18 protein-coding genes are annotated in these 23088 nt (G+C 35.4%); 9 read left to right on the forward strand and 9 right to left on the reverse strand.

The features are described 5' to 3' along the window. Positions 1 to 256: 256 nt before the first annotated feature. Positions 257 to 868: a transposase gene (locus tag OYT91_RS14045; RefSeq protein ID WP_281238463.1), complete on the forward strand. Its 612-nt coding sequence runs from the start codon at positions 257 to 259 to the stop codon at positions 866 to 868. A 235-nt stretch (positions 869 to 1103) separates the two neighbouring features. Here the strand turns inward: OYT91_RS14045 and OYT91_RS14050 are convergent, their stop codons facing one another. Both OYT91_RS14050 and OYT91_RS14055 read right to left on the reverse strand, forming a co-directional pair. Continuing rightward, on the reverse strand, positions 1104 to 3776 hold the full coding sequence (locus OYT91_RS14050; protein WP_281238464.1) for an MGH1-like glycoside hydrolase domain-containing protein: 2673 nt from the start codon (positions 3774 to 3776) through the stop codon (positions 1104 to 1106). Between the two features lie 546 nt (positions 3777 to 4322). Then, positions 4323 to 5285 (reverse strand): L-threonine 3-dehydrogenase, encoded by a 963-nt coding sequence (locus OYT91_RS14055; RefSeq protein ID WP_281238465.1) that lies wholly within the window; start codon positions 5283 to 5285, stop codon positions 4323 to 4325. Between the two features lie 416 nt (positions 5286 to 5701). On the opposite strand from OYT91_RS14055, the gene OYT91_RS14060 reads away from it, so the two are divergent. From OYT91_RS14060 to OYT91_RS14075, 4 genes are all read left to right on the forward strand, one after another. Beyond that, the gene (locus tag OYT91_RS14060; protein ID WP_281238466.1) at positions 5702 to 6343 is read left to right on the forward strand and encodes a hypothetical protein; all 642 of its coding nucleotides are present in this window, start codon (positions 5702 to 5704) and stop codon (positions 6341 to 6343) included. 82 nt (positions 6344 to 6425) lie between these two features. Beyond that, positions 6426 to 9704: a transcription-repair coupling factor gene (gene mfd / locus OYT91_RS14065; RefSeq protein WP_432419426.1), complete on the forward strand. Its 3279-nt coding sequence runs from the start codon at positions 6426 to 6428 to the stop codon at positions 9702 to 9704. A gap of 80 nt (positions 9705 to 9784) precedes the next feature. Continuing rightward, positions 9785 to 10714: a helix-turn-helix domain-containing protein gene (locus OYT91_RS14070; RefSeq protein ID WP_281238468.1), complete on the forward strand. Its 930-nt coding sequence runs from the start codon at positions 9785 to 9787 to the stop codon at positions 10712 to 10714. 100 nt (positions 10715 to 10814) lie between these two features. Continuing rightward, entirely contained in the window at positions 10815 to 11582 is a 768-nt protein-coding gene (locus OYT91_RS14075) for an SDR family NAD(P)-dependent oxidoreductase (RefSeq protein ID WP_269224280.1), read from the forward strand. A gap of 87 nt (positions 11583 to 11669) precedes the next feature. Here OYT91_RS14075 and OYT91_RS14080 read toward each other — a convergent pair whose 3' ends face one another. From OYT91_RS14080 to OYT91_RS14105, 6 genes are all read right to left on the reverse strand, one after another. Continuing rightward, a complete protein-coding gene (locus OYT91_RS14080; RefSeq protein ID WP_281238469.1) occupies positions 11670 to 12386 on the reverse strand; it encodes a heterodisulfide reductase-related iron-sulfur binding cluster in 717 nt (238 codons plus the stop codon). A 1-nt stretch (position 12387) separates the two neighbouring features. Beyond that, entirely contained in the window at positions 12388 to 14499 is a 2112-nt protein-coding gene (locus OYT91_RS14085) for an FAD-binding and (Fe-S)-binding domain-containing protein (protein WP_281238470.1), read from the reverse strand. Between the two features lie 160 nt (positions 14500 to 14659). Continuing rightward, positions 14660 to 15316 carry an aspartate kinase gene (locus OYT91_RS14090; protein ID WP_269224277.1) on the reverse strand — a complete coding sequence of 219 codons (657 nt, stop codon included), beginning with the start codon at positions 15314 to 15316 and terminating at the stop codon, positions 14660 to 14662. Positions 15317 to 15422: 106 nt separating this feature from the next. Continuing rightward, positions 15423 to 15782: a YraN family protein gene (locus OYT91_RS14095; protein ID WP_281238471.1), complete on the reverse strand. Its 360-nt coding sequence runs from the start codon at positions 15780 to 15782 to the stop codon at positions 15423 to 15425. A gap of 79 nt (positions 15783 to 15861) precedes the next feature. Continuing rightward, entirely contained in the window at positions 15862 to 16005 is a 144-nt protein-coding gene (locus tag OYT91_RS14100; RefSeq protein ID WP_281238472.1) for a hypothetical protein, read from the reverse strand. Between the two features lie 52 nt (positions 16006 to 16057). After that, on the reverse strand, positions 16058 to 16960 hold the full coding sequence (locus tag OYT91_RS14105) for a S66 peptidase family protein (protein WP_281240384.1): 903 nt from the start codon (positions 16958 to 16960) through the stop codon (positions 16058 to 16060). A gap of 236 nt (positions 16961 to 17196) precedes the next feature. On the opposite strand from OYT91_RS14105, the gene OYT91_RS14110 reads away from it, so the two are divergent. Next, positions 17197 to 18309, forward strand: coding sequence for an endonuclease/exonuclease/phosphatase family protein (locus OYT91_RS14110; protein ID WP_281238473.1), 1113 nt, complete (start codon positions 17197 to 17199; stop codon positions 18307 to 18309). 77 nt (positions 18310 to 18386) lie between these two features. Here the strand turns inward: OYT91_RS14110 and OYT91_RS14115 are convergent, their stop codons facing one another. Next, complete coding sequence (locus OYT91_RS14115) at positions 18387 to 19337, reverse strand: MBL fold metallo-hydrolase (RefSeq protein WP_281238474.1); 951 nt, start codon at positions 19335 to 19337, stop codon at positions 18387 to 18389. Positions 19338 to 19594: 257 nt separating this feature from the next. Between OYT91_RS14115 and amaB the strand changes: the two genes are divergently transcribed. The 3 genes from amaB (at position 19595) to OYT91_RS14130 (ending at position 22973) form a co-directional block, all read left to right on the forward strand. Further along, positions 19595 to 21148, forward strand: coding sequence for an L-piperidine-6-carboxylate dehydrogenase (amaB, locus tag OYT91_RS14120; protein ID WP_269224275.1), 1554 nt, complete (start codon positions 19595 to 19597; stop codon positions 21146 to 21148). Positions 21149 to 21234: 86 nt separating this feature from the next. Next, a complete protein-coding gene (locus OYT91_RS14125; protein WP_281238475.1) occupies positions 21235 to 22323 on the forward strand; it encodes a HipA domain-containing protein in 1089 nt (362 codons plus the stop codon). Further along, on the forward strand, positions 22320 to 22973 hold the full coding sequence (locus OYT91_RS14130; RefSeq protein WP_281238476.1) for a hypothetical protein: 654 nt from the start codon (positions 22320 to 22322) through the stop codon (positions 22971 to 22973). The genes OYT91_RS14125 and OYT91_RS14130 overlap by 4 nt, the downstream gene beginning before the upstream one ends. Positions 22974 to 23088: the final 115 nt, after the last annotated feature.

Here is a 23088-nt window from a genome sequence, read left to right on the forward strand (position 1 = left end):
AATTTGAGAACAATTAGAAATAGAGTTGTCGCGAACCCACTTTTGTCAAAGTTCTAAACTTTGACAAAGGTTCACAAAATAGCAATATGATAGCTGTTGGAATTTCAGATGTCGCTTTCACCTTTGTCAAAGTCTGAAACTTTGACAAAGGTTCAAAGTAAAACAAATTGAGAACAATTAGAAATACAGTTGTCGCGAACCCACCTTTGTCAAAGTTCAAAACTTTGACAAAGGTTCACAAAAAAAATGAAATAGAATGGATATAAGAATTCAAAAGTTAGAACCTGATTGCTTCTATCATATTTATAATCGAGGGATTAATGGCTGTACCATTTTTGAAAATCTAGACAATTATCTTTTTTTTCTAAAACAATTTTCAAAATATGTAATTCCTCTTTGCGATATTTATGCCTATTGTTTGATGCCAAATCATTTTCATTTCGTATTAAAAATAAAATCCAATGAAGAATTATTGATTTTCGCAGAAAACGAGTTGAAATTGACTAATGTAAAAAAAGAGGGTTTGCATGCCATACAGAATGTGGTTAGTAAACAAATAAGTAAATTTATAAGTTCGTATAGTCAATCTTATAATAGTGCACATAGTAGACATGGGGCATTATTAGAATCTCCTTTTAAACGAAAAAAAATTCATTCAGAAGAATATTTAAGAAATTTAATTCTTTATGTCCATCAGAATCCCACCGATTTAAATGAAGATTTTAAAATGTACAAATTCTCTTCTTATGTAGCAATGTTATCCAATGCTAAAACGAATTTAAAAAGAACTGAAGTTATAGAATTATTTAATGATTTAGATAATTTTATTTTCTGTCATAACAATCCATTTGTAAGTTTTGAGTTTTAAATGGATGTTACATTCAGGAAGCTACCTTTGTCAAAGTCTGAAACTTTGACAAAGGTTGACAGTAAAACAATTTGAGAACAACTAGAACTTCAGTTGTTGTGGCCCCACCTTTGTCAAAGTTCAAAACTTTGACAAAGGTTCACCTTAAATAACATGATAGCATTAAGTATTTCAGATGTCAATTTCACATTTGTCAAAGTCTGAAACTTTGACAAAGGTTCACAAAGGTCTTTATCTATTCCTCTTTTTCATGTAAATGCCTAATAATTTCAGCAATAAGTCCTGTCCATCCTGTTTGATGATTGGCACCTAAACCTTTGCCGGTATCACCATCAAAATATTCAAAAAACAAATGATTTTTATTAAAAAGGGTATCCTTTTGAAATTTTTCATATTCGCCATACATCGGAATCTTTTTGTTCGTATCTGGGATAAATAGCGCTAATAAACGTTTGGCTACACCCTCTGCGGCTTCTCTCAAATTTACCGAATTTCCGGATTCACTTGGGAATTCTACCTTGAAGTCTTTTCCATAATAACCATGAAATTTATCTAAAGAGTCAAGTATTAAATAATTCATAGGGAACCAAATAGGACCTCTCCAATTCGAATTTCCACCAAACATATCTCCAGTGGCTTCTGCTGGGGTATAATCTACTTGAATGATTCCACCATCATGTTTGAATACATAGGGGTGGTCTTTATGGTATTTGGATAAAGAACGTACCCCAAAATCAGATAAAAATTCCTTTTCGTCAAACATACGTTTAAGGATCATCTTCATTCTATGTCCTCTAAGGGTTGATAGTAAACGAGTTTCACCTTTACCAGGATTGTACCAACTTGATACGAGACCAGCCAAGTCTGGACGATTTTTCAAAACCCATTCTACACGACGTTTAAAAACCGGTAATTTTTCTAATAAATCGGCGTTTAAAACCTCTACAGCAAATAGAGGAATCAACCCAACCATTGATCGAATTTTCAGCGATTCTGCATCTCCATTTGGTTTGTGTAGCATATCGTAATAAAACTCATCTTCTTCATCCCAAAGACTTACTTTATTTTCTCCCAAAGATTGCATCGCCCCAGAAATATGAAGGAAATGCTCAAAAAACTTGGAAGCCATATCTTGATAAACGGGGTTTTTCAAAGAAATTTCACAGGCAATTCGCAACATATTCAGGCAGTACATGGCCATCCAACCAGTACCATCGGCTTGTTCTAAGTGACCTCCTGTTGGCAAATCGGCGGAGCGGTCAAACACACCAATATTATCCATTCCAAGGAATCCACCACCAAAAATATTATTGCCATTTTCATCTTTAAGATTCACCCACCAAGTAAAGTTGAGCAGCAATTTATGAAAAACACGTTCCAAGAAAACGGTATCACCAACACCTCCATTGGCTTCTTTGTCAATTTCGTATACCTTCCAAGTGGCCCATGCGTGAACAGGAGGATTCACATCCGAAAACGACCATTCATAAGCTGGGATTTGCCCGTTGGGATGCATATAATATTCCCGAAGGATAACCATCAATTGTCGTTTAGCAAAGTCAGGATCTAATCGTGCCAGTGGCAAGGTATGAAAAGCCAAATCCCAAGCTGCAAACCATGGATATTCCCATTTGTCGGGCATGGAAAGTATGTTTGAAGTGTACAAATGTTTCCAAGAACTGTTTCGTCCTTCTTTTCTATTGGCATCTGGCCTAGGAGTAGATGGATCTCCTTTTAGCCATTCGTGTACATTATAATAATACCATTGTTTGGTCCACAGCATTCCAGCATAAGCTTGACGTTGTATAGATTTTAATTTTTCGTCGGCAATATCTTTTTGTAATGGGGCGTAAAATTCATCTGCTTCTAGAAGTCTTTTTTCAAATAGAACATCAAAATCTTCGAATGGTTTTTCTGGTGATGTATTTGTAAAACGAAGGCGGTATTCTTTTTTACCATTAGCAGGTATAACATCATCATAATGAACAGATGCTTTTGTGCCAACGGCTTCTGGATTTACACTTGTACGTTTTTGATTGACTATATAATCATTGATCCCGTCTTTGGCATAAGGAGATTGTTTAGGAGACTTATATAATTTCTCAAAATTAGTTTCATTGTCACAAAACAAAATTTCTTTAGCATCTTCTGCATACAAGTTAAAGTGTCCTACCAAGCGATGGTTGACTTCTATAACTGATTTTCCAATTCCGGTTAAAGTAGGTTTGTGTTTGTAATTATCATAGCCCCAACTCCACGTATTTCGGAACCAAATGGTTGGCAATACAGTTAGGGGTGCAGGCGTTTTGGAGCGATTCTCTACAGTTATTTTGATGAGTATGTCTTGCTCATCGGCTTTGGCATAGGCAATTGTGATATCAAAATAATCATTGTTGTCAAAAATTCCAGTGTCTAACAATTCATATTCAGGTTCTAATCTGGATCTCTTTTTGCTCTCTTTGATTAATTTTTCATAGGGAAATGAAGAATGAGGATACTTATAAAGCATCTTTTGATAGGAATGCGTAGGAGTAGAATCTTGATAGAAATAAATTTCTTTTACATCTTCACCGTGATTTGACTCGGCTGGTGTTAAACCAAAAAAGCGTTCTTTTAAAATACGATCATTATGATTCCAGAAGGCCAAAGCAAAACAAATGTGTTGTTTATTGTCTGAAATTCCTCCAATACCCTCTTCTCCCCATCTGTATGCTTTGGAGCGTGCCATATCATGTGTTACACTTCCCCAGGCATACCCACTTTGTGAGTAATCCTCGCGAACTGTTCCCCATTGTCTTTCAGTTAGGTACGGCCCCCATTTTTTCCAACCTTTATTGTCAATTCTGGATTGTAAACGAATTTTTTCTGCGTTTTTTTCTATTTCTTTTTCTTCAACTCTTTCTGACATTCCCTTTCTGTATTGATTCTAGTGTGCAATTTATATAAATCGCATTTAAAAAGTGGTATATAATTATTAAAAATAGAGAGATAAAATTAACGAAATGGCATTAATGGTTTGTTTTATTATTTTATTTACAGAATTGCCTTAGGTATTGAATTTACTGTAGTTTTTTTAATATAATTTTTTACAATTCTCTTCGTTTCCAGATAGAAGATATTTTTGTCTTTGCTCTTTTTTCTAAAAAATTTAAGCTTCAAATGGTTTGTTTCTGAGTAGTAATTTTTTTGAGTTTAATCAGTTCTTGGCTAACAGTTTAGAATAGGTTACAATAGCGTATTGTAATATAAATGGAAAATTGTTTTTTCTAACGAAAAATAGTTTGATAGCACTGATGCCGAGTGAGGGATAGAGCAAGGCGCCAAAGCGCTCGTGATAGTCCGACCGCGATTTGTAAAGGGGGCGAATAAGCGTTGTCTAAAGTTGGCCCCCTTTGCAAATCGGGGGCACTCCCAAATGGGTTTTGACAAACTGATGAAGTAAGTGTTGGGTGTTTTATTGTATATCGGTATTGTATTGAGGACTTAGATTTTTTAACATATCTACGGTCATCATTTCGAGATCAAATTCGTGATTCCAACCCCAATCTTCTCGGGCACGACTGTCATCGATGCTCGCAGGCCAGCTGTCGGCGATTTTTTGACGAAAGTCGGGTGCATAAGTAACTTCAAGTTCTGGAATGTGTTTTTTGATTTCGGCAGCGATTTCGGTTGGGGTGAAACTGATAGCAGCCAAATTATACGAAGAACGGATCTTGATTTGTTCAGCAGGTGCTTTCATAATGTTGATGGTGGCGGCAATGGCATCATCCATGTACATCATAGGCATTTTGGTTTCAGAGGTCAAGAAACACTCGTATTTGCCTTCGCTTAAGGCTTTGTGGTAAATGTCAACGGCGTAATCGGTAGTTCCTCCGCCAGGTAAAGTAGTCCAACTGATAAGACCTGGGTAGCGAACACTTCTCACATCGACACCAAAAATGTTATGGTAGTATTCGCACCATCTTTCACCCGCTTGTTTGCTGATTCCATAAACTGTGGAAGGTTCCATGATGGTGTATTGTGGTGTATTTTCTTTGGGTGTTGTTGGTCCAAAAACGGCGATACTCGAAGGCCAGAATATCTTTTTGATTTTTCCGGCTTTGGCCAAATTCAAAACGTGAAACAACGAATTCATATTCAAATCCCAAGCAAAAGCAGGATTTTTTTCGGCAGTTGCAGAGAGCAGTGCAGCCATCAAATAGACATCGGTGATTTGGTGGATTTCGACTAAATGTTCGATTTGGTTAAAATCTAATGCATTGACTACTTCAAAAGGACCTGAATTGACCACGTCATTATTCAGTTTTCGTATATCCGAAGCTATAACATTATCGACACCATAAAGGGCCCTAAGTTGATGAGTCAGTTCGGTACCAATTTGCCCGCAAGCGCCTATTATTAATATTTTTGGATTCATGGTGTGTAGTTTTGAAATGCAAATATAGCGATTTCGCAAATTATCAAGAATAAAGATAATAAATTTTATGAATGTTGTAAAAATAAAGGCTGAATTACCGAAAGGTCATAATTCTGGTTGTTGTCATTTTGTGACTGAGGCTGTAATTGTATGGGTTAATAAATGATCAAAGATTGCTTCGCCTATCCGTTATCACTCGGGTCGCTGATTTTTTTCGAAAAAGCTGATTTTTGAAACTTTAATAGATACTAATTGACGCTAATTCCGCTGAAAGTAGTTAAGTCACAATATAAAGTCACATTAAAATTTGCGAATCAGTTGTAAAAATGACCCGTGTATTTGCCCATATTGCCCTTTATTTTAAGATTGCCATTGTACAATTTACTTTGTAACTTTGTGCTTCAAACAATGAAGAAATGAAGAATAAATTAACGCTACTTTTTTTGGTGCTTATGATGCAGTTTTCGTGTAAAAATGACAACGAAGAGCGACTTGCCGATAACCTGAGGGACGCAAAAAAGAAAGAATTAATTTTTACAACTATTAACAAAGGGTGGAATTTTTTTGACAAACCTATCAATACTGTCTCTGAAACCAATATGGCTACTTGGCCAGCTTGGAGGGATTTTATGAATGAATTGGCTATTAAACCCAAGAAAACCATTACTGCTTTTCAAAGAAAGTCAAAAACTTTATCTACCAAAGTGATGGCTCTGAATATCAATATCCCCACACAATTTGACACGCCACAAATAAGAAGCAGAATTGCGACATTGACAACTCAAGTTCGAATGTTGGATTTGTACATTAATCTTGATAAAGTTTCGGACAAAAAAGTAACAAAGCTTGTTGCAGAAATAAATATTGAGCTAGTTTCATTGCAAAGACAAATGGATAAGGTAATTGAGAAGAGCAAAATTCCATTAGAAGTTGGAGAATCAGAGATGCTAATGATGTTGGATACCGCAAGAGCTATTCCGTCTGGAAGGCCAATGATTCCAGGTAATCCTGGAGGAGCAACTAGTCCAAAAAACCCTAACGAAGCACACGTTGAGTAAAGCAACTATATATTCGGTTTATGATTCTTCTCCCAAAACGGCTCAAATTGTAGCGCACTTACAGGAAAATAATTCTGTAAAAATGCAATTGGATGGTTTGATTGGGTCGGCAGTTTCTTTTGTCATACAGTCTATTTTTAAGAATGCAGAACTTCCTTTTTTAATCGTTTTTAATAATAAAGAAGAAGCAGCCTATTATTTGAACGATTTGGAACAAATGATTGGTGAACAGGATGTGTTGTTTTATCCCGGATCTTTTCGTCGTCCGTATCAAATTGAAGAAACGGACAATGCTAATGTTCTGCTTCGCTCCGAAGTACTTAACAGAATCAATTCTCGTAAAAAACCTGCTGTAATTGTAACGTATCCAGAAGCACTTTTTGAAAAAGTTGTTACGAGACAAAATTTGGATAAAAATACTTTGAAAGTTACTGTTGGCGATAAAATTTCGATTGATTTCCTAAATGAGGTTTTGTTTGAATATGAATTCAAACGAGTTGATTTTATTACAGAACCAGGTGAGTTCTCTGTTCGTGGTGGAATAGTCGATGTGTTTTCATTTTCGAATGACAATCCATACCGGATAGAATTTTTTGGAAATGAAGTCGAAAGCATCCGAAGTTTTGATGTGGGTACTCAGTTATCATTAGAAAAAAAGAAAAAAATTACCATTATCCCAAATGTTGAGAATAAAGTTTTTCAGGAAAATAGAGAGAGTTTTCTAGACTACATAAACGAAAAAACCGTTTTGTTTTTTCAAAATACAGAGAATCTTTTATACGAATTGGACAAGCAATTTGGCAGAGCCGAAGAAGCATTTGAAAAATTGTCCAAGGATATCAAACATGCCACACCAGAACAATTGTTTCTGAACCAAAAAACATTTCTAAAACGAGCATTGGATTTTTCAGTTGTTGAATTCAATTCCAAGCCTGTTTTTAAAATTCAGAAGAAATTCGAATTTCACATTCAGCCGCAACCATCTTTCAACAAACAATTTGATTTGTTGTTGAATAACTTGAGTGAAAATCAATTTAATGGGTTCAAAAATTATTTGTTATGTTCGAATGAGGCGCAGGCCAAACGCTTCCATGATATATTTGAGACGTTAGACGAAACCAATTCGGAGAATATACGTAAACAATATAAAACCATCGTATTGCCTTTGTATCAAGGTTTCATCGATCCCGAAAACCAGATTTGCTGTTATACCGATCATCAAATTTTTGAACGTTATCATAAATTTAGCATTAAAAATGGCTATTCTAAAAAGCAAAATTTAACTTTAAAAGAACTGACAACTTTGTCCGTAGGCGATTATGTGACGCATATTGACCACGGAATCGGTAAGTTTGGTGGACTGCAAAAAATACAAGTCGAAGGCAAAACACAAGAAGCGATTAAGCTCGTGTATGCCGATAATGATATCGTGTATGTGAGCATTCACTCGCTACATAAAATCTCAAAATACAACGGAAAAGACGGAACGCCTCCCAAAATATACAAACTAGGTTCGAATGCTTGGAAGACTTTAAAGCAAAAAACCAAAGCTAGAGTCAAGAACATTGCATTCAATTTGATTCAATTGTATGCCAAACGAAGATTGGAAAAAGGATATCAATTTGCTCCCGATAGTTACTTGCAAAACGAATTGGAAAGTTCTTTTATCTATGAAGATACCCCAGATCAGATCAAATCGACACAGGAAGTCAAAGCCGATATGGAGAGCGAGCGCCCTATGGATCGCTTGGTTTGTGGAGACGTAGGATTTGGCAAAACGGAAGTCGCTATTCGTGCCGCTTTCAAGGCAGTGGATAATTCGAAACAAGTGGCGGTTTTGGTTCCAACCACTATTTTGGCATACCAACACTACCGCACTTTTAGCGAAAGATTGAAAGATATGCCGGTTTCTATTGGTTACTTAAACCGTTTTAGAACTGCCAAACAAAAAGCAGAAACCCTTAAACAATTGGCCGAAGGCAAACTCGACATTGTGATCGGAACACACCAATTGGTCAACAAAAATGTAGTTTTCAAAGACCTCGGATTATTGATTGTCGATGAGGAACAAAAGTTTGGTGTTAATGTAAAAGACAAACTCAAAACCATAGCGGCCAATGTTGATACCTTGACTTTGACCGCGACTCCTATTCCGAGAACTTTACAGTTTTCGTTGATGGCAGCACGAGATTTATCGGTTATTACAACACCGCCACCAAACAGATATCCTATAGAAACCAATGTGGTGAGTTTTAATGAAGAATTGATTCGAGATGCGATTTCGTATGAAATTCAGCGAAACGGACAGGTTTTCTTTATCAATAATAGAATCGAAAATATTAAGGAATTTGCCGGAATGATTCAGCGCTTGGTGCCCAACGCCCGAGTAGGGATTGGTCACGGGCAAATGGAAGGCGCGAAGCTAGAAGAATTAATGCTGGCGTTTATGAACGGAGAATTTGATGTTTTGGTAGCCACGACTATTATCGAAAGTGGATTGGACGTTCCGAATGCAAATACCATTTTTATCAATAACGCTAATAATTTTGGTCTGTCGGATTTACATCAAATGCGAGGTCGAGTAGGGCGTAGCAATAAAAAAGCGTTTTGTTATTTTATCTGTCCGCCGTATTCGCACATGACTGAAGATGCTAGAAAACGAATTCAGGCTTTGGAACAATTCAGCGAGTTGGGAAGCGGTTTGAACATTGCCATGAAAGATCTTGAAATTCGTGGAGCAGGAGATTTGTTGGGAGGAGAACAAAGTGGTTTTATCAACGACATAGGTTTTGATACCTACCAAAAAATCATGAACGAGGCCATCGAAGAATTAAAGGAAAATGAATTCAAGGATTTATATCCCGAAGAAAGCAATATAGAAACCAAGGAATATGTAAAAGACCTGCAAATCGACACTGATTTTGAGTTGTTGTTTTCAGACGAATACATCAATAATGTCACAGAGCGTTTGAGTTTGTACAACGAATTGGGAGCCGTCAAAAACGAAGAAGAATTGATTGTTTTTCAAAATAAACTAATTGACCGTTTTGGTCCAATGCCACCAAGAGCGCTTGCCTTAATGAACAGTATCCGCATCAAATGGATTGCAACTCGCGTGGGTATCGAAAAGCTGGTAATGAAAAAAGGCAAGATGATTGGTTATTTTGTTTCGGATCAGCAATCGGATTATTACCATTCGGCACGTTTCCATAAAGTGATTCAGTTTGTGCAAAAAAACAGCAGTATTTGTGTCATGAAAGAAAAACAAACGCCAGCAGGTTTACGATTGTTACTGACTTTTGATAATGCCAAAACAACCCGAAGATGTTTGGAGTTGATGGAGTTGTTAGGGGGGGAGTAAAGTAAAAAAACTTCTGGTTTTTTAAAGAAGATGAGGCACTATTTTATTTTGTATATTTGATTTTTACAAATTCATTTCCAATGAAATCAAAATCAATCGAAGAGTTTTACCAAGATATTGTTAGAGATTCCGATATTAAACCAAGCTCGTTATTACCCAGTGGCATCCAAAAAGAAATTGGACATTTTAATGTTTTTAATATTCAAGAACTTTTTGAAAAGATGAAGCAAAAACCGGTTATGCCTTATGACCGAAGAGCTTATTTTAAAATAAGTTTGATACAGGGCAAAAACAGAGTGGAGTATGCCGATCGTGTAATTGATATTGAAGAAAACGCACTTCTATTCGCCACTCCCAAAATCCCATATCATTATGTGCCACAGGATACAAAGCAGGCGGGTCATTTTTGTGTTTTTACCACTGAGTTCTTGACCAAAGACAAGAGTGGAATTGATTTGGATAAATTACCAATTTTTCAAACGGACGGCTATCCTGTTTTTCAGCTTACGAAAGAGGAAACAATTGCAATAGATCTTATTTTTAAAAAGATACACAGCGAAATCAATTCGGATTATGTGTATAAATACGATTTGATTCGGAACTATGTAGCGGAACTAATTCACTTTGGACAAAAGTTACAACCTGTAACGGCGCTATATTCCAAGCACAATTCGGCAGCCAGAGTTTCTTCTTTATTTGCCGAATTACTCGAAAGGCAATTTCCAATTGAATCGCCTCACCAGCGGTTGGAATTGAAATCGGCCAAAGATTTTGCTACGCGTTTGTCCATTCATGTCAATCATCTCAATAAAGTTTTAAAAGAAAACACAGGTAAAACCACCACCGAATTGATCAGCGACAGATTGATTCATGAAGCCAAAATTCTATTGAAACAAACCGACTGGAATATCTCGGAAATTGCCTATTCTCTCGGATTTGAAGAGTTGGCTCATTTTTCTAATTTTTTCAAGAAACAAACGGCACTGACTCCCTTATCTTTTCGAGATTAAATAGCCTGATTTGAATTTTGCAAATTATCGATTGATTTTTGCAATTCTGGAGCTTACCCTCTGTTCTAATTTTGTCCCATCAATTTAAAACAAAATAAAGATGGAAATTAAAAAAAGTAAAATAGCATTTGTTACAGGAGGAAGCCGCGGTCTAGGAAAAGACATGGCTTTGAATCTAGCTCAAAAAGGGATGGACGTCATTTTAACTTTCAATAGCCAAAAAGAAGAAGCTGAAGAAGTAGTATCCGAAATCGAAAAATTAGGACAAAAAGCAGCCGCCATTCAATTGAATGTTGCTGAGGTGAATAGTTTTGATCTTTTTTTTCAAAAAGTTTCAGCAACTTTAAAAAACACTTTCAATACCGATAAAATCGATTTTTTAATCAACAATGCGGGAGTTGGTCTTCACGAAAGTTTTTCGACAACCACTGCAGCACAATTTGATGATTTGGTTAATATTCAATTCAAAGGCCCCTTTTTTCTAACCCAAAAAGCATTGGAAATATTGAACGATGGCGGCGGAATTGTAAATATTTCATCGGGATTGACTCGTTTTTCATTTCCGGGATATTCAACGTATGCGAGTATGAAAGGTGCAATGGAGACATTGACGAAATACCAAGCAATAGAATTGGGAGCTAGAAAAATTAGAGTGAATGTTGTGGCACCTGGAGCGATAGAAACCGATTTTGGTGGTGGGGTGGTTCGAGACAATGAACAACTAAATCAGTTAGTTGCTTCATTGACCGCTTTAGGTCGTGCTGGTTTGCCAGATGATATTGGAAGCGTTGTTGCCTTTTTGTGTACTGATGATGCCAAATGGGTAAATGGACAGCGCATTGAAGTTTCGGGAGGGATGAATTTGTAATTATCTAAGAAGTAAATTTCAGGTACAGATTTCACTAATTTTCACAAATTACTTAGTGGAAATTAATGAAATCTGTACTTGCTTTTTTTACCTAGTCACTTCCTCAATTAAATAAAAAATAGATTTAAAATCAATTCCACTCATTTTTTCAAAACCAATTTCACAGGTTCTACTGGTAGAATATCCTTCTTTGCAATTGGTAGGAATTTGAGTTTTTAAATCTCGCAAACCATGTTCGTTCAATTCTGGAACTAGAAAACCTCTATCTCCAGCAAAACCACAACAATTGCTGTCAATAATGGTTACATTATTGGCACACAAATTGGATAAGGCAAGGAGTTGGTCCATCTTCCCGATTTTTTTAACAGAGCAAACTGGAAAAACAACTACAGCATCTTTTTTGTTTTTTATAGTCAAAAGGGGCATTACATAATCCAACATAAATTCAATAGGATCTACTATTTTTAAGTCGCTTTTAAACTCTTCTTTCGAATGGTAAAAACAAGGACTCATGTCATACAAAATGGGATGTTTTCCGTTTTCTGAAACTTTGAGTAGGTCTTTTTCTAAAGCTTCTGATTGGGCATGATTGGCTTCGTCAAAACCTTTGCTGGAAAATGGCATTCCACAACAATGCGTGTCTAAAGCTTCAGGATAAATTATAGTAAAACCTGCACGGACCAATAATTGATGAGTAAGGGAAGTCAATTGAAGATCATCCGAATCCTGGAAACTGTTTTTACCCATGCTTCTGTTGATGCAGGAAGGAAAGTAAACGACTTTTAAATCAGTAGTTGTATTCATTTTAATGCTTTTGATTTAAGTTTATTTTATGGGCTCCTTTTGGCATTTCGGGAATCCATTTCGGAAGTTTTCCAAAGGTAATAAAGTGAGCTGCGTTCGATAATGCAGTCATAATAGTGGTTCCAAGAATGGTATGAAAAACCGAAATTATCTTCAATCCAATTCTCAAAATCGCCGTAGTTCCCGCCATGTGAGAACCAATATAAGCAGCCACTTTTTTATCGTTTGAATCCAACTCGGAGGCACGCCATTCTTTTACAAATTTACCGGTATCGATATGAACGGGACATGCCAATGCACAAAGCCCATCGGTTGCACAAGTCTCATCCAGTTGGTATGTGACATCTTTTCGAATGTCGGCCAATCGCTGTGGATTATCCTTTGTACTTTCCAATCTGCTGATTTCTCTGGCAATCACAATGCGTTGTCGTGGGGATAAAGTCAGTCCTTCGGATACACAATGCGGCTCACAAAATCCGCACTCCATACACTTGTCAATAATAGTATTGGATTCGGGGAGTGGTTTTAAATTTTTGAGATGCGCTTTAGGATCGGGATTGATTAATACGTCGGGATTTATTTTATTGTGAGGGTCAAAGATAGTCTTGATGCGTTTCATGATTTCGTAAGCCGCAGTACCCCATTCTTTTTCTACAAAAGGAGCCATGTTTCGTCCTGTTCCATGTTCTGCTTTTAAGGAACCATTAAAACGATCGACTACCAAAACGGCTAATTCGGACATTAGTTTTTCATAACGATCGACTTCGGTTTGGTTCGAAAAGTCCTGAGAAAAAACAAAATGAAGATTTCCTTCCAAGGCATGACCAAATAAAACCGCATCGTGGTATTCGTATTTTTTAAACAAATCTTTCAGTGCTAAGCAGGCATCAGCTAGTTGAGGTAGTGGGAAAGCTACGTCTTCAATAATAACTGACGTTCCATTTTTTCTGAGTCCGCCAACTGTTGGCAACAATCCTTTTCGGGCTTTCCAATTGAAATAATATTGCTTGGGATTTGAAGTAAATTCATATTCCGAAAAAGTGGGAATAGATTCAATTTCTGAACGAACTTTTAGTTGTTTTATCAACATGTTATCCAGATCGTTATCCCGGCATTCGACTAATAAAGCACATGCCGATTCTGGTAATGTTTTAAAATAGTCAGGCGCATCATCGTCATTTTCTACAGAACGAATGGATTCCCTATCCAGTAATTCAACCGCAGCAACGGGAGCAGATTTTAATAAAATAGTAGCATTACAAGCATCCTGTATTGTATTAAAAATGAGTAAGGAACAGGATTTGTGTTTTTCGTCTATAACCGTTTTGAAAGTTACATTCGAAATAAAAGCCAGCGTACCTTCAGACCCTACCATTAAATGCTTTATAATCTCAATCGGGTCTTGATAATCGACCAAGGCATTGATGCTATAACCGGTAGTATTTTTTATTTTGAATTTATTTTTGATGAGGTGATACAGCGTTTCGTTACTTTTGATTGTATCTCTGAGATTTTCAATTTCTTGAATTAAAACGATTTTATTTTTTGTAAAAGCATTTACACTCTCCTCATTTGCAGTGTCTAGAATGGTTCCGTCATTCAATACAATTCGGATATCAGCTATGGTTTGATAGGAATTTTGGGCTGTCCCACAACACATTCCACTGGCATTATTGGCAACAATTCCGCCTATCATTGCAGCCCCGATTGAGGCAGGATCAGGACCAATTTTCAACCCATGAGGCGCTAAATAATTATTGGCTTTGGCTCCAATAATTCCGGGCTCCAATTTTATTTTAGTATTACTATCCAAAAGTTCAAAACTTTTCCAACCGTGCGTGGCTACAACCAAAACAGAATCCGTAATGGCCTGTCCGGATAAACTAGTTCCTGCCGCACGAAAAGTTAATGCGATATCAAGTGATTTGGCTTGTTTTATAATCTCGATTACTTCGGACTCAGTGTGGGCCAGAATTACAATTTTTGGGATCAGTCTGTAAAAACTAGCATCGGTTCCATAGGCAAGTGTTTGCAACGGATTGGTTAAAATACGTTTGGGATCAATAGTGGCTGATAGTAGGTCTTTTAACTTTTGATAAGAAGGAGCTAACATGGTGATTGTGTTTATAAATAGACTGATTTTATTGCACAGAGGCGTACTCCACACTTTTTGTGATAAAAATGTAAATTTAGGAATTAGCGAATGTTATATCAGGATTTGAACAAAAAAAAACGAAGCAATAAGCTTCGTTTTCAATTATAAGAACTAATTTTTAATTTTTCAAGTCTTTAATCACTTTAAAAGCAACATCTACTTCATTTTCACTAACCAAAATAGTAAACTCATTCGAAGTCGAAATTACCTCATTGATAATAATTCCTTCCCATGCCAAACGTTGAAATATGAAATAATAAATTCCAGGAACAACAATGTTTTCTTTTGGTAATTTTACGGTTATAGAAGCTAAATTATCCAGTTTTTGGATCATTTTTTCAGCAGTAAAATGTTTTTCAACCAAATGATTTACACTATTACTAACCACAATATTAGTCTCGTTTACTCCTTTGGACGAAGTGTAAAAAATATCAGGTAACGAATTGATATCCGTAATTAAGTCAGCTTGTTTGTTCAAAACAGTATCCGAAACGGCAAAGGTATAATCGGTCAAAGCCGAACGAACGGTAATTTCACCAATGTTTTTTATTACTTTATTAATTTTATGATTCAATCGAAAGTCCAACTCTTCAGTCAATCGTTTCAATGCCATTACAACGGCTCCTTGTTTTACCTCTTTTCCAAATTCACTTTCCAATTCGGTCATGATATTTCGGGACAAAGAGGTCAAATTAATAATGCCAAGTGACAATGCGTTCAACAAAAAAGGCTTTGTTTTGATGTAATTTTCAACAATAGATGAAACTGTTTTCATAATGTATAGTGGTTTTTACGTAGTTAGTACTTAGTTTTTGTATCTAATTTTATTGCAAATATACATAAAAAACAATTTGTTACAAATATAACATTGTTAAATTTCTTTAAAAGTGATAAAAAGCATCTATAAGGTGTTCAATTGCAAAGGATTTCCCTTCTTTATTGATGGCAATAATATCAAAACGGACATCAATATCCAAATCTCTTTCAATTACGTAGGCATCTACGGCTTTTACTAAGAGTTGAATTTTTTTTGGCTTTACAAAATCTTGAGGCAAACCAAAATCCAATGACGAACGGGTTTTTACTTCTACAATGGCAAGTGTATTTTCGATTTGGGCAATAATATCAATTTCGGCTTTCTGAAACGTCCAATTGGTTTCCAAAATAGTATATCCATTTTTCCGAAGATATTCTACTGCAAGATCTTCTCCCAGCTTTCCCAGTTCATTGTGTTCTGCCATTTTTAAAGTTAGAAATTATTGATATGAAGTTATAAAATAAAAAAAAGAGTAAAATTATTTATTTTTTGAAGCAGAAAGATTAGGCATTTTTGTTAGCATCGTCCCGCTTTTCGTTACAATCTCCCGAAGAAAAATCGGGAGGATTTTCACTGCAATCGGGGCTAGAAGCAAGCATTTTGTCTTTTTTGCCATCATTTAAAAAAAAGAAAATAGTAGTATTCAATTTCAGGCAATTATAAAATTGCTTTATTCACTACAATTCCCCCTTTCGAGGGTTATGGAGCTTCAAAAATCACCGTATTGCAATTTTCATTCACATTCATAGTCACAATGTTGCCCATAATCAAGGCTCTATTGTCGTGAACATGTCCTGCCGGAAAATTGTAGAGTATTGGAATATTATATTTTTGGGTCACATCTTGAACAATTTCCATCGCATTTTTTCCCCACGGAATATCATTGTCTTTCATTTTGGTCATTCCACCCACAATGATTCCTTTGATACTTTCGAGGCAGCCATTGCGTTTCAAGTTCATCATCATTCGGTCAATATGATAGAGATATTCGTCCAAATCTTCAATAAACAAAATTTTATCAGTACAATCAATAGCCGATTTAGAACCTAACAAACTGTATAAAATCGATAAATTACCACCTACCAATTCTCCGGTTGCTTTACCAAAACGATTCATCGGGAACGGGTCAATTTTATATCCCAAAGGATCACCAAACAAAGCTGTTCTCAAACTAGAGATCGATTCGGGAGCTGTTCTTTCAACACTTACCGGCATCGTGCCGTGAATGGATTTGTAGCCCATGGTATTGAGATGATTGTGCAAAACCGTTACATCACTAAAACCAATAACCCATTTTGGGTGCTGTTTGAATTTGGTAAAATCCAGTAAATCAATCATTCGAACCGTACCATAACCGCCACGTGCGCACCAAATTGCTTTGATATTTGGGTTGTCCAATTGCTGTTGAAAATCGGCAGCACGTTGTTCATCTGTTCCTGCCAATTGATTTAAATCCAAGCCAATAGTACTCCCGATAACGACTTCCAAACCCCAAGAATGCAGTAAGTCAATTGTAGGTTTCAAATTGTCATCGACGTTTTTTCGGGCTGTTGCCACAATAGCAATGGTGTCTCCTTTTTGCAAATAGGGTGGTGTAATCATGATAGTTTGAGCTTGACTGTTTGTAGATTGTAAAATAAAAATAAGCAATAGAAATTGATACAAAACACATTTGTTTGTCATAAATAGAAATGGATTAGTACGCATGCTTAATTTTTTGGGATAAAATATTTTTTATAAAAGACAAAAACAAATATAGACAATTCTAAAACAAACTCAATAATTGTAATCAATTTACTATTTTTACAATAGTCAATCTAAATTTTATACCTTAACTAATGATAAGAGCAACCGTTTCATTCTTATTTGTATTTCTTTTTTTATACAAAGGTAATGCACAGAACAAAACATTTGTGATTCATACCGTTGCCTTTTATAATTTTGAAAACTGTTTTGACACCATAAATGATCCCATTACCAATGACGAGGATTGGACTCCAACAGGAAATCAACATTGGAATACCAAAAAATACCATCAAAAATTAGAAAACTTAGCTCGCGTTTTATCCGAAATTGGAACCTCCGAAAATCCAAATTCCCCAACATTCATAGGCGGTGCCGAAATAGAAAATCAAGATGTTTTGGAAGATTTAATCAAGCAACCCAAACTGATCGACAAGGATTATGGAATCATTCATTTTGATTCTCCCGATAAAAGAGGGATTGATGTTGCGTTACTGTATCAAAAAAAACAGTTTCAGCCCACCAGTTATTTGAACATTCCATTGTATGTATATAAAGGAGAACAACCGATTAAAGAAGAAGCAAAAACAGATTCATCTGAGAATGTAGAAACCGAAGACGTTATCCAAGTCAGTGCTAAAAACCATCGGGTTTACACTAGAGATCAATTGCTGGTAACTGGTTTTCTAAATGGAGAAGAAATTCACATTATTGTCAATCACTGGCCGTCGCGATCTGGAGGTGAAAAGAAATCGAGTCCATTTCGAGAAGCTGCAGGAGCTTTGAACCGAAAAATTATTGATTCTCTGCAACGCATCAATCCAAATGCGAAGATAATTACCATGGGCGATTTAAACGACAGTCCTTTTAATAATAGTGTAAAAAAAGCATTGGGCGCCAAAGGCAAAGTCCAAGATGTTGATTCATTTGGAATTTACAACCCTTTTGAAGAAATGGCCAACAAAGGACTCGGAACAATTGCTTTTCGGGATTCTTGGGATATTTTTGACCAAGTCATGGTTTCGGGTTCGCTGTTGCAAAAGGATTACAGTTCTTTTCAATATTGGAAAGCGGGAATTTACAATAAACCTTTTTTAATCCAGAAAAGCGGTAAATACAAAGGGTATCCGTTACGGCATTCCCTTACCGAAATTGGTTTCAGCGACCACTTTCCAGTTTATATTTATTTGATAAAAGAGAAAAAATGAAGTTTTTTAAAGTAAGAGACCTAACAGGTTTTAAAAACCTGTTAGGTCTAGCGGAAGTAAATTTTATAAATTCAAAACTATAATTCAAAACGTTCTCCTTGTTCGGGAAACACTAATTGCACTCCTAAATCATTTTGTTTTTGCAATTGTTCTTTGATTTTTACCCTGTTTTTGGTTGGCGGTTTCAAATGAGTAATGATAATTTTAAAATTCTTCAAAGAACCTTTTCCGCTAAAATCTTCCAGTTTGTGCAATTCTGCCATTAAATAATTGGGCGTTAAATGTCCAAATAGAGAAGAGTCTGGTTGTTCATTTGGAAATGAAACTTCAATGAAAATAGCTCTCAACTGTTTGCTTTGAATCAGCGAAGAAATTGTTTTCCATAATTCACTTAAAGTATTGTTTTTTTCAACCAAATCTGGACCTGTATCCCCCAAATACAAAACAGCATCTTTTCCGTTTTGAATCAAAAAGGCAGTGCTCTCAAAAGGATTTCCGTGACTTAATGGAAAAGCTTTTACAGTCATTTTGGTATTGGTAATTTTGGTTTCCTCCCCGAGATTAAGCGTTTGAAAATGGTATTTTTTCAATTGAAAACCGGGACCTTCGTCTCCAAAATTGGCCCAAGTCTCTCCATTAAAATAATGGTTTTCCATCATTTCCATGCATTTCTTTGTGGCGTAAACCGTTTTGGAAGAATCGGCTGGAGAGTTGATAATCAAACCCGATACATGATCCAAGTGGGCATGAGAAATACAATATCCTTTAATGTATTTTCGCAAAACTTCACTTGCCGAAACTTTGAAAACTTTGTTCGAAATGGCTTTTTCAATACCAGCATTTATAGTTCCGGCATCGAGACAAATGTAATCATGGGTATTTATGGGAGCAACCAAATAGGCCGAAAGATTTGTTTCGTCTATTCCGCCTTTTACGCCTAAAGGAACGATATCAAATGCTGCTTTTTGAGCAAACAATTGAATGGATATCAAAAATAAACCAATAAAGTATCGATTAATAGAAGTCATGTTTGAAGCTGTTTTAAATTTAATTTCAGTTTATAAAATTACTTCCTTCTTTTTTAATGAATGTGTTTTTTTTGTCAAATATGACAACAACCGATTAAAAATGCTATAATTTTACTATTCGTGAATCTAAAGGTTGGATGTTTATAAAGAGGTAGGTTTTGTGCCAATTTTGATTTTAACATCAAAAGAGTATCAATATTGACCTTAAAATAATATCTTTACGCAAAAATATAACAATTTTAACTAAAAAAGTTACAATGACAACAATAGCAGATCAATTTGGGATGAAAGAGGCATTAGCGCAATTGGGAGTTAAAGCCATAAACGAAGGAACTTCAACAGGGATTAATCATTTTTCAAACGGAGCAATTCTTGAAAGTTTTTCGCCCGTAGATGGTCAATTAATTGCTTCTGTAAAAATGAGTACACCAGCAGATTACGAAAAAGTAATGCAAACGGCTACCGAAGCTTTCAAAACATTTCGATTGATGCCAGCACCGCAACGTGGCGAAATTGTACGTCAGTTTGGAGATAAATTGCGTCAAAATAAAGAAGCTTTAGGGAAATTGGTTTCTTACGAGATGGGAAAATCATTGCAAGAAGGATATGGTGAAGTACAGGAAATGATTGACATCTGCGATTTTGCAGTTGGATTGTCACGTCAATTGCACGGATTGACAATGCACTCCGAACGTCCAGGTCACCGAATGTATGAGCAATACCATTCTTTGGGGGTTGTGGGAATCATTTCAGCTTTCAATTTTCCAGTAGCGGTTTGGGCTTGGAATACAGCATTAGCTTGGATTTGTGGTGATGTTTGCGTTTGGAAACCATCAGAGAAAACACCATTGTGTGGAATTGCATGTCAAAATATTATTGCTGAAGTCATCAAAGAAAATAACCTTCCAGAAGGGATTTCTTGTTTGATCAACGGAGATTATACGATTGGTCAATTAATGACTGCCGACAAACGTGTGCCTTTAATTTCGGCTACCGGTTCTACTCGTATGGGTAAAATTGTAGCACAAACTGTTGCAGGTCGTTTAGGAAGATCATTATTAGAATTAGGTGGTAACAATGCAATCATTGTAACGCCAGATGCCGATATCAAAATGACCGTTATCGGTGCTGTTTTTGGAGCCGTTGGAACTGCAGGGCAAAGATGTACATCTACTCGTCGTTTAATCATTCACGAAAGTATTTATGATAAAGTAAAAGATGCCGTAGTATCTGCTTACGGACAATTGAGAATTGGAAATCCATTGGACGAGAAAAATCACGTAGGTCCGTTAATTGACAAACAAGCTGTTGAAATGTACAATTCTGCATTAACAAAAGTGGTTGCCGAAGGAGGAAAAATCCTTGTTGAAGGAGGCGTTCTTGCTGGCGAAGGCTACGAAAGCGGTTGTTATGTAAAACCTGCAATAGCCGAAGCGCAAAATTCATTCGAAATTGTACAGCACGAAACGTTTGCTCCCGTTTTATACTTAATTAAATATTCTGGAACTATAGAGAATGCAATTGATGTTCAAAACGGAGTGGCTCAAGGATTATCTTCTGCAATTATGACCAACAATTTGCGTGAAGCAGAACATTTTTTATCTGTAGTAGGATCGGATTGTGGAATTGCCAATGTAAATATAGGAACTTCAGGAGCCGAAATTGGTGGTGCTTTTGGTGGAGAAAAAGAAACAGGTGGCGGTAGAGAATCTGGGTCTGATGCTTGGAAAGTGTATATGCGTCGTCAAACCAATACCATCAACTACACTACAAGTTTGCCTTTGGCACAAGGAATCAAATTTGATTTGTAATCTTTTGTTTAAAAAATAAGTTATCAAAACCGCTTTTTCTGATTTAGATAAAGCGGTTTTTTTATATTTTAGACAAAAAATAACAGATGACCAATTTAGAAGCAACATTTACAGATATTTCGGATTGGCAAAAGAATATTTATTATAGTACGGGAGGAACAAGAAGTAAAAAAATAGTAATTCACCCCTTTACAAATGATGAATATTTTTTTAAAGGATCTAAAATTAATAAAATTAATGAAGAAACTTTGTATCCGACAGAATTTTGGTCAGAAATTGTTTCATCTAAAATTGGACAATTTCTAGGTTTTCCTATGTTAGATTATAATGTAGCTTATGATAAAAATGACCGACAAAAAATAGGATGCATATCAAAATCTATGGTTTTAAATTCGGAAAATAATCTCACGGAAGGCATAACATATTTGACAGGATATGATTCGAAATATAATCCTGAGAAGGATCAAAATAAATATACATTTCAATTTATTCAAAATGCTTTAATCGATTTTAATTTTACGGACTACATTAAAAACATAATTGAAATTATCATTTTAGATTCAATTATTGGTAACTCTGATAGACACCAAGAGAATTGGGGGATAATAATGTACTATAGAAGTTCAATAGACAAAATTAATGAAGAGTTATTAAATCCAAAAGTGAAATTTTGGAGTAAAATAGATATGAAATTTAAGCGTTTTGTAAATGAATTTTTTATTTTATTGCATAAAGAAGAAAGGCAGATTAGTAAAACGAATTTAAAGCTTCATTCTAATACTACTCTTCATAAATTTGCACCAATTTATGATAGCGGTTGTTGCTTAGGTAGAGAACATACCGATGAAAAAGTTTTAAAAATGATCAATGATCAACAAATGATTCAAGCATATATTCGAAAAGGGGAATCAGAGATTCATTGGGAAGGTTATCTAAAAAAGAGAAAGCATTTTGAACTTATACAATTGTTGATAGAAAACTATCCAACTGAAACTAAAAAGCTTATAGTTAGAGTCGAAAAAAAATATAAATCTGATTCAATTAAAGAGATAATTGATAATATTGATATAAATGTTCCAACGGATTTAATTAACTTTAAATTATCGGAAACAAGAAAAAAATTGATGTTTAAATTGGTAACTTTGCGCATCGAAAAACTAATCCAATATTTATGAAAGCAATAGGAAACATACACCTTATCTGGAGACCAGGTAAAGGCAGTAGAAGAATTTCTGTTGGTACTATTAAAAAAAGTACCTTAGAGGGAATCCGCTTTCAATATAATCAAGAAGGCGTTGCAGAAGCAAAGAAGTTAGGATTTGTTCATTATGAAGGTTTTCCGGACACTGATAAGGTTTATACAGAAAAGGTGATTGAAATTTTTGGTCAAAGATTAATGCGTAGTGAAAGACCAGATTTACAGGATTTTTATAATTTTTGGAATGTTGATTTAAGCAAGAAAGAAGATAAATTTTATATGTTGGCTTTTACCCAAGGTTTATTGCCAACCGATAATTTTGAGTTTTTGGCTAATTTTAACCCTATTGATGATTTATCTTTTGTGACTGAGATAACTAATTTGGCAGAGGCTCAAATACCTTCGGATAAAATTCATATAGGAGATGTTTTAAGATATGAATTAGAGCCAAATAATTTGTATGATAAAAAAGCTGTAAAAGTTTTTAAAGGAGAATCATATCTCGGCCATATCAAATTAATCCATTGTAAAGTTTTTCATAAAACAACAAAACAATTTAATTTAATTGTACAAGGAATTGAAAAAAATGGTGTTATAAAAAGAATTTTTGTAAAAGCAAGTTTGTAAAAATCAACTACACTACAAGTTTACCTTTGGCACAAGGAATCAAATTTGATTTGTAGTACCTATAATTTTTTGAATCTCATTAGGGGTTTATAAAAAAAGAGCCGTCTAAATTTTT

It is taken from the genome of Flavobacterium praedii, assembly GCF_026810365.1.
Taxonomy (GTDB): domain Bacteria; phylum Bacteroidota; class Bacteroidia; order Flavobacteriales; family Flavobacteriaceae; genus Flavobacterium; species Flavobacterium praedii.

Excerpts from the sequence above, each read along its gene's own strand:
- OYT91_RS14045 (WP_281238463.1), top strand. The coding sequence starts at position 257 with ATGGATATAAGAATTCAAAAGTTAGAACCTGATTGCTTCTATCATATT.
- OYT91_RS14050 (WP_281238464.1), bottom strand. The coding sequence starts at position 3,776 with ATGTCAGAAAGAGTTGAAGAAAAAGAAATAGAAAAAAACGCAGAAAAA.
- OYT91_RS14055 (WP_281238465.1), bottom strand. The coding sequence starts at position 5,285 with ATGAATCCAAAAATATTAATAATAGGCGCTTGCGGGCAAATTGGTACC.
- OYT91_RS14060 (WP_281238466.1), top strand. The coding sequence starts at position 5,702 with ATGAAGAATAAATTAACGCTACTTTTTTTGGTGCTTATGATGCAGTTT.
- mfd (WP_432419426.1), top strand. The coding sequence starts at position 6,426 with ATGCAATTGGATGGTTTGATTGGGTCGGCAGTTTCTTTTGTCATACAG.
- OYT91_RS14070 (WP_281238468.1), top strand. The coding sequence starts at position 9,785 with ATGAAATCAAAATCAATCGAAGAGTTTTACCAAGATATTGTTAGAGAT.
- OYT91_RS14075 (WP_269224280.1), top strand. The coding sequence starts at position 10,815 with ATGGAAATTAAAAAAAGTAAAATAGCATTTGTTACAGGAGGAAGCCGC.
- OYT91_RS14080 (WP_281238469.1), bottom strand. The coding sequence starts at position 12,386 with ATGAATACAACTACTGATTTAAAAGTCGTTTACTTTCCTTCCTGCATC.
- OYT91_RS14085 (WP_281238470.1), bottom strand. The coding sequence starts at position 14,499 with ATGTTAGCTCCTTCTTATCAAAAGTTAAAAGACCTACTATCAGCCACT.
- OYT91_RS14090 (WP_269224277.1), bottom strand. The coding sequence starts at position 15,316 with ATGAAAACAGTTTCATCTATTGTTGAAAATTACATCAAAACAAAGCCT.
- OYT91_RS14095 (WP_281238471.1), bottom strand. The coding sequence starts at position 15,782 with ATGGCAGAACACAATGAACTGGGAAAGCTGGGAGAAGATCTTGCAGTA.
- OYT91_RS14105 (WP_281240384.1), bottom strand. The coding sequence starts at position 16,960 with ATGATTACACCACCCTATTTGCAAAAAGGAGACACCATTGCTATTGTG.
- OYT91_RS14110 (WP_281238473.1), top strand. The coding sequence starts at position 17,197 with ATGATAAGAGCAACCGTTTCATTCTTATTTGTATTTCTTTTTTTATAC.
- OYT91_RS14115 (WP_281238474.1), bottom strand. The coding sequence starts at position 19,337 with ATGACTTCTATTAATCGATACTTTATTGGTTTATTTTTGATATCCATT.
- amaB (WP_269224275.1), top strand. The coding sequence starts at position 19,595 with ATGACAACAATAGCAGATCAATTTGGGATGAAAGAGGCATTAGCGCAA.
- OYT91_RS14125 (WP_281238475.1), top strand. The coding sequence starts at position 21,235 with ATGACCAATTTAGAAGCAACATTTACAGATATTTCGGATTGGCAAAAG.
- OYT91_RS14130 (WP_281238476.1), top strand. The coding sequence starts at position 22,320 with ATGAAAGCAATAGGAAACATACACCTTATCTGGAGACCAGGTAAAGGC.